Source organism: Streptomyces sp. NPDC054783 (assembly GCF_053611725.1).
The window spans coordinates 572,429-584,386 of the sequence record NZ_JBSHAY010000001.1 but is presented as its reverse complement, the minus strand read 5'-3'; the positions used below and the strand labels follow the sequence as shown (position 1 = coordinate 584,386).

The window sequence follows — 11,958 nt, the reverse complement described above, 5'->3', positions numbered from 1 at the left end:
AAATGCGTCCAGTGCTGGTCCTCCGCATACGACTGGCAGTCCCACAACTGCACGGCCGCCCCGTCCGTGCCGGTGTCGTCGGCCGCCACGTCGACACACTTGCCGCCGGGGCCGGTGACGGTGCCCTGGGGGCCGTTGGGGACGTTGGTCCCACCGGAGTAGCCGACGGCGACGATGTTCGCCTGGACGGCGTTCTCGGCGGCGTCGCTCGGGTAACCGGAGACCATCACGCCCTCGAAGAACGTGCCCATGTTCCAGTTGCTGTTGTCACCGCCCGTGCCGAGGATGATGCCGCCCTCCTGTTGCATGGGCCGGTAGCCACCGCGGGTGGGCAGGGCACCGTCCCACCAGGTGCTGAGTGCACCCGTCTGTGCGTCGCCACCCTTGAGGGCGTATCGCGTCTGCCCGTCGTTCTTCAGCACGGCGGTGACGAAGGTGCTGCCGTTGCCCCGGTTCGCCGTGTTGGATCCGTTGTCGCCCTGGAACATGCCGTTCTCCATGTCGGCCTCGACCCAGGGCCCGGAACCGGTGCACGGTGCGAAGTAGCAGGTGGTCGCGAGGCTGACCGCGTCCATGTGGCCGTTGCCGGTGTCGGCCGGTGTGCTCTCGGCGTTGCCGTAGTCGAAGCAGCAGGCGGAGCCCACGTGGGTGCCGCTGGCCACCATGTAGGCGCCTTCCGGCTGTCCGTTGACGGCGACACCTGCGGCGGCGCCCGTGTACCGGTAGCCGACTCCCGGCGAGATCCACACGCCGTACACCTTGTGCCCGCCGGCGGTGACGGCGATCTCGGAGGCGTCCGCTCCCCGGTCCGCGCCCATGCCGGAGGTGCCCGCCGGGCCCGGGGTGAGGTCGTTGTGCCGGGAGGTCTGGTCGTAGATCTTCGTGATGGCGCACGTGGTGTCCGCGCAGAACGTGTCCTGCCGGCCGGCGTCGGCGTAACCGCCCGGGGAGAGCAGGCCGATGTCGGCGCCGGCCCCGTCCGAGGCGCGGGTGACCCGGTACAGCGGGCCGCCGTAGGACGAGAAGAGAGCGCGCACCGTGCTGTGCGCGGCAACGCAGGGGGTGCCGGCGGCGCCGTAGATGTCACAGGGCAGCGAACCCGCGGCCTGCGTCGGTCCGGGCAGGCCGAGCAACGCGCCCAGGACGAGGCCGATGACGGCCAGGAGCGACGCGACCGATCTGGGGCTTCCACGCATGCTGGACTCCTCGATGGGGGGTGATCGGGGCTGGGAGCAGTCGAGTTGGAGCGCCGGGGCGGCCGTTGCGCAACGTACGCACCGTGGTGGTTGCCGTCAAGATTTGTTGCTTTGGCCTTATGACAAGTTTTGAACTTGGGCCAAGTTGATGGTTGCTCACTCTGATGTGACGTCATATGTCAGGCGGACGGCTGGTTCTGTACCGCGCGTCCTTGACAGCAGGGGCTGAAGCGGCAATTTTCGGGACAACGTTGTCGAAGGGACATGGTCACGATGGTGCCGTTCCGCCTTCTGTCCGTGCTGGCCACTGGCGCACTGCTCGTCGGCGCCGCCTCCGCCCCCGCCCACGCCGATCCCGTCTCCCTCGCGCCGGTCGCCGATCCGGCCTCCGTCGTCGATCCGTTCATCGGGACCTCGCACGCCGCCGACGACTTCCCGGGGGCCGACACCCCGTTCGGGATGGTCCAGTGGAGCCCCGACACCAGCCCGCACCGGCCCGACGGCGGCGGGTACGAGTACGCCGACTCGGCCATCACCGGATTCGGCCTCACCCACATCGCGGGACCGGGCTGCCGGGCCGCCGGCGACATCCCGGTGCTGCCGACCGTCGGTGCGGTCGACACCCGCGCCACGGACAGCTTCTCGCACGCCAACGAGTCCGCGACGCCCGGCTCGTACACGGTGACGCTGGACAACGGCGTCAGGACGGAACTGACCGCCACCACCCGCAGTGGCATGGCCCGGTTCACCTTCCCGTCCACGAGTCAGGCCAACCTCCTGTTCAAGCTGACGGACAGCGAGAACGGCGACAGCGCCGCCGAGTTCGACGTGGTGAACGACAGAGAGGTCAGAGGCAAGGTCACCAGCGGCAACTTCTGCGGCGAGGGCAACTCCTACACGGTCTACTACGACATGGTCTTCGACCAGCCGTTCCGCCACAGCGGCACCGCCCCGGCCGCCGCCATGCCTACCACGCCCAGGAGCAACGCCTCCCCCAGCTCGCCCGAGGCGCCGAACAGGCCGACGCTGCACGGCACCGTGCCCCGCACGCCCCGCGCCTTCGCTCCCCGGGTGAGCGGCTCCGACGGTTACGTCACGTTCGACACCACCACCCACCGGGCCGTTCAGGCCAAGGTCGGCATCTCGTACGTGTCGGCCGCCGGCGCCGTGGGCAACAGGCAGGCGGAGAACGGCGGCTGGGACCTGGACAAGGTGCGCGGCGCGGCGCACAACGCCTGGAAGTCCCTGCTCGGCCGGGTGCGGATCGCCGGCGGGACACCCGCCCGGCAGACCGTCTTCTACACCGCGCTCTATCACGCGCTGCTGCATCCGAACGTGATCAGTGACAGCAACCGCCGCTATCCCGGCTTCGACGGCAAGGTCCACACCGTCGACCCCGGCCACGGCGCCGCCTACGCCAACTACTCGGGCTGGGACGTGTACCGCTCGCAGGCCCAGCTCGAGGCCCTGCTCGCGCCCCAGACCGCCTCCGACACCGCCCAGTCGATGGTCGACGACTACCGCCAGACCGGCCTGTTCCCCAAGTGGTCGGAGAACAACGGGGAGACCTATGTCATGGTCGGCGATCCGGCGGACGAGATCATCGCCGACTACTACGCCTTCGGGGCCAGGAAGTTCGACACCGCGACCGCACTCAAGGGCATGATCGCGGAGGCCACCCTCCCCAACGACAACCGCCCCGGTCTCGCCTATCTGGAGCAGCTGGGCCGGCTGCCCAGCAACGGCAAGTACGGCTGCTGCAACTTCTACGGCGCGGCGTCCACGACGCTCGAGTACGACTCGGCCGACTTCGCCGTCTCCGCCCTCGCCGGCGCCCTCGGACACACCGCGGATCAGCACCGGTTCGCGGACCGGGCGCAGGACTGGCAGAACCTGTTCGACTTCGGCAGCGGTTTCATCCGGCCGCGCGACGCCTCGGGCAGCTGGACGGCCGGTTTCTCGCCGACGTCGGGGAAGAACTTCGTCGAGGGCGACTCCTGGCAGTACACGCCGATGGTGCCGTTCAACGTGCACGGACTGGCGACCGCCATGGGCGGTGACGCGGCCCTGGCCAAGTACCTCGACGCGGACCTGTCCTCGCTGACCGGCGCCGGCGGATACACCGACCTGGGCAACGAGCCCAGCCTCAACATCCCCTGGGAGTACGACTACATCGGCCGTCCCTACCAGACGCAGAAGGTCGTCCGGCAGGTCCAGGACCAGATCTGGACCGCCGGCCCGTCCGGTCTTGCGGGCAACGACGACCTGGGCGAGATGAGCTCGTGGTACGTGTGGTCCGCCCTCGGCATGTATCCGGAGACGCCCGGAACCGCAGATCTGGCCCTGGGCAGCCCGCTGTTCAGCCAGGCGGTGATCACCCTGCCGTCCGGCCGCACCCTCACGGTCAACGGTACGGGCGCCGCGGACGACGCCCCGTACGTGCAGTCGGCCACCTGGAACGGTGCGGCCTGGAACGCGGCGCACGCGCCCGACGGCGCCCTCACCGGCGGCGGCACCCTCACCTACGTACTCGGCGCCTCGCCCAACACGTCCTGGGCATCGGACGCCTCCGCCGCCCCGCGCTCCTACCCGGGCGCGCCCGGGTACACCGACGTCGGGACGTCCGGCGACACGGCCGCGGCCTCGGCCAACTTCGACGGCGCGGGCTACAGCTACTCCGCGCACGCCCTGGCCACCGAGGGAGTCACGCCCGGCTCGAAGGTCACGGCCAACGGGGTCACGTTCACCTGGCCCGACGTGGCACCCGGCGCTGCGGACAACTACGAGGCGAACGGGCAGACGGTGCGGACGTCCGGATCCGGCAGCATCTCCTTCCTGGGTGCCGCCAACAACGGCCCGGTGTCCGGCACCGCGACGGTCACCTACACGGACGGCACGACGCAGTCGGTCCCCCTCGGTCTGTCCGACTGGACGCTGAGCGCGGGCGCCGCCTCACCGCGCCCCGACAACACCGTCGCCGTGACCATGCCCTACCGCAACCGTGCGGGCACCGCGTCCGACAGCACGCAGACGTATGTGTTCGCCACGGTGCCGGTGGCCCTGAGCCCGGGCAAGACGGTCAGCGGCGTGCGCCTGCCGTCCGATGTCGCCGCCGGGGGCCTGCACGTCTTCGCGATCGGCTTCGGCAATGCCTCGTCGGCACGGGGACGGGGCTGACCGCCGGAACATGCCGTTGAGTGGAGCAATCACGGGGGTACGGGGGCGCGGCACACCAGGCTGGGCGGGTGAGGCACGGACGGATCGGACATGAACCGGAGGCGCCGGCAGCCACGGAAACGCGGGTGCCGGCGCCTCCGGCATGGTTGCGCTGGCTGCCGGTGCTCTACGTCGTGGCGGTGCTGCTGCTGGAGCCGGCCACGCCCGTCGAGTGGCCGGTGAGCTTCGCACTGATCGCCGTGCCCGTCCTGGCCGCCTTCGCGTACGGGCCCGTGGCCGTCGGTGCCGCCACGGTGTTCGCCGTCGGCCTGGAAGCGGTGCTGGCCGGCACTCCCTGCTGCGCGGGCCGGGAGGCCGGCTATCTGTGGGACCGTCACTACGTCGCCTCCTACATCTGTACGGCCCTGGTGGGCGGTATCGGCGCGATCCTGGCCGAGCACCGGATCCGACGTGAGCGCACGCTCGCCGATGTACGGTCCGTGGCCGAGACCGCGCAGCGGGTCCTGCTGCGCCCCGTACCGCACCGGATCGGCAACCTGCTGCTGGAGAGCCTGTATCTCTCCGCCGCCGCGGAGGCCCGGATCGGCGGTGACCTGTACGAGGCGGTCCCCACCCGTTTCGGGGTCCGTCTGCTCATCGGCGACGTGCGGGGCAAGGGACTGCTGGCGGTCGAGACCGCCGCCGCCCTCCTCGGGGCGTTCCGCGAGGCGGCCTTCGACGCACCCGATCTGCTCGCCCTGACGGACCGCGTGGACACGAGCATGAGCCGCCGGGCGACGCAGCTCGGCGGCACGGAGACGAGCGAACGGTTCGTCACCGCGGTGTTCGCCGAGGTCCCCGCCGACGACCACGTCGTCCGCATCGTCAACTGCGGTCATCCGCCGCCCGTCTCGCTGCGGGCCGGCGAGGTGCGCGAACTGGACAGCGGGCGGCCTGCGCCGCCCCTGAACCTCGGCATGCTGGTCGAGGACCCGTACCACCTGGACGCCTACCCGTTCCGGCCCGGCGATCAGCTGCTGCTGTACACGGACGGTGTCACGGAGACGCGGGACGCGGCCGGCGCCTTCTACCCGCTGCTCGACCGCCTCCGCTCCTGGGGCCCTCTTCCTCCGAAGGAGCTGCTCGCACGGCTGCACGACGACCTGCTGGCCTACAGCAACGGCCTGCAGGACGACACCGCGGCGCTCGCGGTCTGCCTGCTGCCCGAGGAACGGCCGCTGCCCGAGGAACCGCCGGCGGAGCCGTCTGCCCAGTGAGCGCGGCCCGGTCAGAAGGCGGTGTGGGCGAACCAGTTGTCGAGGACCGCGGTCTGTCCCGAGACCTCGAAGGCGGGGTCCTGGTACGACCGCCGCCCGTAGAGGAGGAGCAGCAGGTCCGCCGCCCGACCCCGTACCGCCGCCGTGACCGGCTCGGACTCCTCGACATCGCGGCCCACCGGGCGGAAACCGTCCGGGTCCAGTCGCATCCGCCACTCCTCACCGGGGCCGCCGTCGGCGCCCGTGCTGCGGAACGCGAGGCTCTCGCCGTCACCGCGCAGCTTCGTCACGCCGGGGGCGAAGAGTCCCGCGTAGGGCAGGTTGACGAGGAACTCGTCCACGCCGTCCGCCGCGAGCGCGGGGTCGATGTCCGAGGTCAGGCCGACGGCACGCTCGGCGTCGACCCGGTGCACCAGCGTCTCGAACAGCATCCGGCGGGCCCAGAACCGTGCGTGGCGGTCCTCGCCCCACACCCACATCGGTGCCTCGGGATCGGTGTCCCGCAGGACGGCCGTCACACCGGGCACCCCCGCCGCCACCCAGTCGGGATAGTCCCGCGCGTTCTCCGGCAGCCCGAGCTCGAGGTCGCGGCTGCGGGGAGGCTCCTGCACCAGCCGGGTCAGCAGGGTGCCGAACCAGCGCTGCAGCGATCCGACGTGCCGGGTGAGGTCGGCCAGGGTCCAGTCGGGACAGGACGGCACCGCGGTCGCCGGGTCGGCGCCCCGGACGACCTCGCAGAAGCGCAGAGTCTCGCGGGCCACGGCCTCGCGGTAGGTGCCGTACGGCAGCGGGTGCCCCGCCCTGTGTGTAGTCATCGGCTGCTGCCGTCCTGTTCTGTCCTCGGCACGGATTCCGTCATGGTCAGTCTGGATGCTGGAGTCCACTCGAAGGCAAATCCGGGTTCGGCGGGATCTCCTGGTCGGCCCAGATGATCTTCCCCTCGCCGGTGTACCGGGCGCCCCAGCGCTGGGCCAGCTGGGCCACCAGGAAGAGCCCGCGGCCGCCCTCGTCCGTGCTCCTGGCATGCCTGAGCCGGGGGGCCGTGCTGCTGGCGTCGTGGACCTCGCAGGTGAGGCGGGAGTCCCGGAGGAGCTGCAGCCGTATGGGCGTGGCGGCGTAGCGGATGGCGTTGGTGACGAGTTCGCTCACCACGAGTTCGGTCGTCATGGCGAGTTCTGCGAGGCCCCAGTCCTCGACCTGGCGGGTGGCGAGGGCGCGGAGGGTGGCGACGGCGGCCGGGTCGGGCGGCACGTCCCAGGAGGCGACCCGGTCGGCTCCCAGGGTGTGGGTGCGGGTCAGGAGCAGGGCGATGTCGTCGGGCCGGGGCACGGGCACGAGCTGCCGTACGACGGACGTGCACAGCGTGTCCAGGTCGTCCCCCGGCCCGGCGAGGACCTCGCCGAGCCGGGCCATACCCTGCTCCACGTCGTGGTCGCCGCCCTCGATCAGACCGTTGGTGTAGAGGCCGAGGAGGCTGTCCTCGGCCAGTTCGATCTCGCCGGCCTCGAAGGCCATGCCGCCCAGCCCGAGCGGGGGCCCGGCGGGGATCTCCGGGAAGTAGGCGCGTCCGTCCGGTGCCACGACGACGGGCGGCGGGTGCCCGGCGCGGGCCATCGCACACCGCCTGCTGACCGGGTCATAGACGGCGTACAGGCAGGTCGCGCCGATGAAGGTGCTGCGGGCGGCCGTACCGGCGGCCGCCTCCTCGTCGCTCAGCCGGAGCACGAGGTCGTCGAGATGGGCGAGCAGGTCGTCGGGAGGCATCTCCATGACGGCGAGGGTCTGCACCGCGGTGCGCAGCCGGCCCATGCTCGCCGCCGCGCCGATGCCGTGGCCGACCACATCGCCGATGACGAGGCCCACCCGTGCGCCGGACAGCGGGATCACGTCGAACCAGTCGCCGCCGACGCCCCCGGAGGGGTCCGCCGGCAGATAGGAGGAGGCGACCTCCAGCGCGGTGCCGCCGGTCAGGGCGGGGGGCAGCAGGCTGCGCTGCAGGGTGATCGCCGCCGTGTGCTCCCGGGTGTAGCGGCGGGCGTTGTCGACGCACACCGCCGCGCGCGCCACCAGTTCCCGGGCCAGCAGGACGTCGTCGGGCCCGAAGGAGACCGGGTTGAGCGACCGGACGAACGTGGCGAGGCCGAGGGCGGTGTTCCGGGCCCGCATCGGCACGGCGATGAGCGAGTGCATGCCGTACTCGCGCATGCGTTTCGTCCGCACCGGGTCCCGGGCGGCCCACAGCTCGTCGGAGGGGTCGAGGACCGGGATGAGCAGGGGTTCGCCCTCGGTGAGCAGGTTGCTGTCGTGGGGCGGCGGGATGAAGTCGACCCTGCCGCCGATCATGACGACGGCCTCGGGGGTGCCCTCGCGCACCGAGCGCTGCGCCGCCCGGCGCATCACGGGCCTGGCCGGGGCGGGGCCCGCGTCGGTCAGCCACGTCCCGTGGCCCTCGGTGCTGAGCACGGGTTCCAGCAGGTCGACGATGACGAAGTCCGCGAAGCGGGGGACGACGAAGTCGGCGAGTTCCTGGGCGGTCCGCATCACGTCGAGCGTGGTGCCGATGCTGGTGCCCGCTTCGTTGACCATGGTCAGCAGCTGCCGGGTGTTCCACCGCTCGGTGACGTCCTGGACCATGTAGCAGACGCCGGTGATGGCGTCGGCGGCGTCGACCAGGGGGAAGAACGAGGCCGAGTAGGCGTGCCGACGGTGCGGGTCGGCCCAGCTCCAGCCCGTGTACTCGTAGTCGGTCACCGGCAGGCCCGTCGCGAGCACCTTGCGCATCAGGCTCTCCAGGGTCTGGCCCTGCAGCCCGGGCAGCAGCTCGCTCAGCCGCCGTCCGAGCCGTTCGTCCCGAGGGACCCCGCCGAACCGTTCCAGGGTGTCGTTCAGCCAGACGTAGCGCAGATCGGTGTCCAGGACGGCCATGCCGACCGGTGAGCGGGTCAGGAACCCGTCCAGGACCGACAGGCCCATGCTCCACCGCTGCCGCGGTTCCCGGGCCGAGACCAGGAAGCACTCGCTGTCGCCGATGCGGAACGAGGCCGAGACCCGCAGCTGGACGTCGAGGCTGCGGCCGTCGTGGTGCCGTACGGCGATCTGCCCGCTCCAGCCGTTTCCGGCGCGGCACCGCTGCACGACACCGGCGAGCCGTGCGGGATCCCCGGGCATGGCGAGCAGGCGCGCGGCGGAGGAGCCCACGACGTCCCGTGCCGCGTGGCCGAGGAGTGCCTCGGCGCTGCGGGTCCAGCCGACCACGACGCCGTGTTCCGATATCACCGCAGCCGCGTCGCTGGACGCATCGAAGAGATCACCCGGTCCCGGCGGCGTGGCTGCGGCGAAGCCCTCTGGCGCAGATTCCATCAGTTTCCACCCATACACCACTATGAGCCTGATTGCCCGTGGTGCGCATGGACACGGCGGGAGGCGCGGGGTCCGCCCGGATGCGGCGCCCTGCGGTTGGGCGGGGCCCGGGCCGGAGGGACCATGGGGGGGAAGGGACCATGAAGCACCGGTCGACGGCGTCTGCGCGTGCCCACCCGGCCGGTGGAGGTGAACCGGCATGGCAATGGACTCCTTGGCAGCCGGCCACGAGGAAGACGGCGACGGGACGCCCCGGCCGACCGGGCTGCTGGACGTGCTGAGCGTGGCCGCGGTGGCCATGGACATGCGTGGCCGCATCGTCTTCTGGACCCCGCAGGCCGAGGACCTCTTCGGCTACTCGTCGCAGGAGGCCCTCGGCAAGCCCGCGGCACGCCTGCTCGTCCACCCGGAACATCTGCAGGCCGTGCAGGGTCTGTTCGCGGAGGTGCTGGAGACGGGTCGGGGCTGGGCCGGCGCGTTTCCCGTCCGGCACAAGGACGGCAGCAGCCGGCTGACGGAGTTCCGGACCATGCGGCTGCTGGACGACCTGGGGGACGTCTACGCGCTGGGCATCGCGGCCGATCACACCCTGCTCCAGCGCGTCGAGACCGACCTGGCCCTGTGCGAGCGGCTGATCAACCAGTCCCCCATCGGTCTGGCCCTCCTGGACCCGGACCTTCGGTACGTCCTGGTCAACCCGGCGCTGGAGCGGATCGACGGCACGCTCGCCGAGGACCACATCGGCCGCCACCTGCGGGAGACCCTGCCCTTCCCGGACGTCGACACCGTCGAGTCCGCCCTGCGTCAGGTGCTCACCACCGGTACGCCCCTGCTGGACCAGTACCACGTCGGCCGGCCGCCGGCCGATGCCGGCCAGGAGCACGCCTGGTCGCTGTCCTTCTACCGTCTGGAGGATTCCGGCGGCCGGGTGCTGGGCGCGGCCGTCTCGGTCGTGGACGTCACCGAGCGGCACCGTGCGGCGGCCGAGGCCGACCGGGCGCGGCGGCGCCTGGCGCTCATCGCGGACGCCTCCGCGCGGGTCGGCACCGCGCTGGACGTGGAGCAGACCGCCCATGAACTGGCGGAGATCGCGGCGCCGGCGCTGGCCGACGTGGTCGCCGTGGACGTCCTCGACTCCGCCCTGTCCTGCCGGCGTGTGCGCAGACCGGACAACGGCCCGGAGCTCTTCCGCGCCCTCGCCCTGAAAGCGGCCCATCCCACCCCTGCGCTGCGCGCCGCCGACCCTCCCGGCGACATCGCCGCCTACGAGGGCGACCGCCTGGTCACCCTGTGCGTCCACACCGGGCGACCGGTTCTGGTACGGCATGTCGGGCCGCACGATCTGCCGCGCATCGCCCGGGACGCCGCGTCCGGCGCGCTGCTCGCCGAGGCCGGCGTCCACTCGTATCTCGCCGTGCCGCTGATCGCCCACGGCGAGGTGCTCGGCGCCCTCGACCTCAAGCGGACCCGCAATCCGGCGCCGTTCGACGACGACGACGTCGTCCTGGCCACCGAACTCGCCGGCCGGGCCGCCGTCGCCATCGACAACGCCCGGTGGTTCCAGAGCGTCCGCAACACCGCCCTGACCCTGCAGCGCAGTCTGCTGCCCGACCACTCCCCGCACCATACGGGCCTGGAACTGGCCTCCCGCTACCAGCCCGCGCAGGCCACCAGCGAGGTCGGCGGCGACTGGTACGACGTCATCCCGCTGACCGACGAGAAGACCGCCCTGGTGGTGGGTGACGTGATGGGCAACGGTATCGACGCGGCCGCCACCATGGGACGACTGCGCACTGCCACCTGCGCCTATGCCGATCTCGACCTCAACCCCGACGCGGTGCTCCAGCACCTGGACAAGATCACCTGCGATCTGGAGCACTACATCGTCACCTGCCTGTACGCGGTGTACGACCCCACGACCGGGCAGTGCACCATCGCCAACGCCGGACACATGCCGCCCGCGCTCGCGCGGCCCGGTGACGCACCGAGACTCTTGGAGCTGCCGGCCGCGGCACCGCTCGGCGTCGGCGGCGTCCGGTTCGACACCACGACGGTCGCCCTGCGCCCTGGTGATGTGGTGGTTCTCTACACCGACGGCCTGGTGGAGACCCGTCAGCACTCCATCGACGACCGGCTGGACGTCCTGCTGGACCTCCTGGACGAGCCGCACCGGCCGCTGGAGGAAACCTGCGACGTCCTGCTGTACGGCCTGCGCCACCCCGACGACCACGACGACGTGGCCCTGCTCATCGCCCGGGCCCTGTAGGCCGGGCCGCACGGTGCGGTTCGGCCGGCGCCCGACGCCTACTGTGCCGTCGACTCCCCTGAAGCGGCCGTGGACGACCGGTCGGCGGAGCCGCGTACGAGCAGCAGGAGCGCGTCGACCAGGTCGTCCACGGGGCTGCCGGTGGCCAGCCGCCGCAGTTGCAGGCCCATCACCAGGGCGACCGTCGTGGCGGCCAGGCGTTCCGCGTCGGGGACGCCCAGCGCGGTGAGGATCCGGGCGGCGAGCAGGTCGTAGGCGCGGAAGGCCTCGGCCGCCGCCTCGCGCAGGCGCTCGTCACGCCCGGCGTGGAGGTACAGCTCGAAGGGCGCCAGATGAGCGCTGTCCAGGGCCGAGCCGCAGGCCACCTGGCCGGCCAGCGACGCCGCGTCCTCGACGTCCAGGCCCTCGGTCTGGCACTGGTCGGCCAGCTCGGTGAAGTGCCGGGCCTCCTCGCGCACGAAGTGCAGCAGGCTCTCCCGCAACAGCTCGTGCTGGGTCTCGAAGTGGTAGGTGACCGAACCGAGGGACACGCCCGCTTCCTTGGCGATCCGCCGGTTGGTGACCGCCGCGACTCCGTCCTCACCGATGATCTTCAGGACGGCGGTGATGATGCGCTGGCGCATCGGAGCGGTAGGGGCGGCATGCGGCATGGCCTGCATTCTTCCATCACCGGGTCACCTGGGCTGTGGACAGGGCCGCTCGA

General features: G+C 71.7%; 7 protein-coding genes. 3 read left to right on the top strand and 4 right to left on the bottom strand.

Annotation, left to right across the window (positions count from 1 at the left end; translation table 11 throughout):
* Positions 1-1,196: arabinofuranosidase catalytic domain-containing protein (locus tag ACWGJ5_RS02655; protein ID WP_453307958.1), on the bottom strand; the 1,196-nt coding region annotated here is incomplete at its 3' end.
* Positions 1,197-1,460: 264 nt separating this feature from the next.
* Here ACWGJ5_RS02655 and ACWGJ5_RS02650 point away from each other — a divergent pair.
* Positions 1,461-4,373, top strand: a complete 2,913-nt coding sequence (locus ACWGJ5_RS02650) for a lectin (protein WP_453307957.1) — start codon at positions 1,461-1,463, stop codon at positions 4,371-4,373.
* Positions 4,374-4,498: 125 nt separating this feature from the next.
* Positions 4,499-5,629, top strand: a complete 1,131-nt coding sequence (locus tag ACWGJ5_RS02645) for a PP2C family protein-serine/threonine phosphatase (RefSeq protein WP_453307956.1) — start codon at positions 4,499-4,501, stop codon at positions 5,627-5,629.
* An 11-nt stretch (positions 5,630-5,640) separates the two neighbouring features.
* Here the strand turns inward: ACWGJ5_RS02645 and ACWGJ5_RS02640 are convergent, their stop codons facing one another.
* Positions 5,641-6,444: a maleylpyruvate isomerase family mycothiol-dependent enzyme gene (locus ACWGJ5_RS02640; protein WP_453307955.1), complete on the bottom strand. Its 804-nt coding sequence runs from the start codon at positions 6,442-6,444 to the stop codon at positions 5,641-5,643.
* Positions 6,445-6,490: 46 nt separating this feature from the next.
* Positions 6,491-8,989, bottom strand: coding sequence for a SpoIIE family protein phosphatase (locus ACWGJ5_RS02635; protein ID WP_453307954.1), 2,499 nt, complete (start codon positions 8,987-8,989; stop codon positions 6,491-6,493).
* 205 nt (positions 8,990-9,194) lie between these two features.
* Here ACWGJ5_RS02635 and ACWGJ5_RS02630 point away from each other — a divergent pair, with 205 nt between their 5' ends.
* Complete coding sequence (locus tag ACWGJ5_RS02630; protein ID WP_453308268.1) at positions 9,195-11,255, top strand: SpoIIE family protein phosphatase; 2,061 nt, start codon at positions 9,195-9,197, stop codon at positions 11,253-11,255.
* 38 nt (positions 11,256-11,293) lie between these two features.
* Here the strand turns inward: ACWGJ5_RS02630 and ACWGJ5_RS02625 are convergent, their stop codons facing one another.
* Entirely contained in the window at positions 11,294-11,905 is a 612-nt protein-coding gene (locus tag ACWGJ5_RS02625) for a TetR/AcrR family transcriptional regulator (RefSeq protein ID WP_453307953.1), read from the bottom strand.
* Positions 11,906-11,958 lie beyond the last annotated feature (53 nt).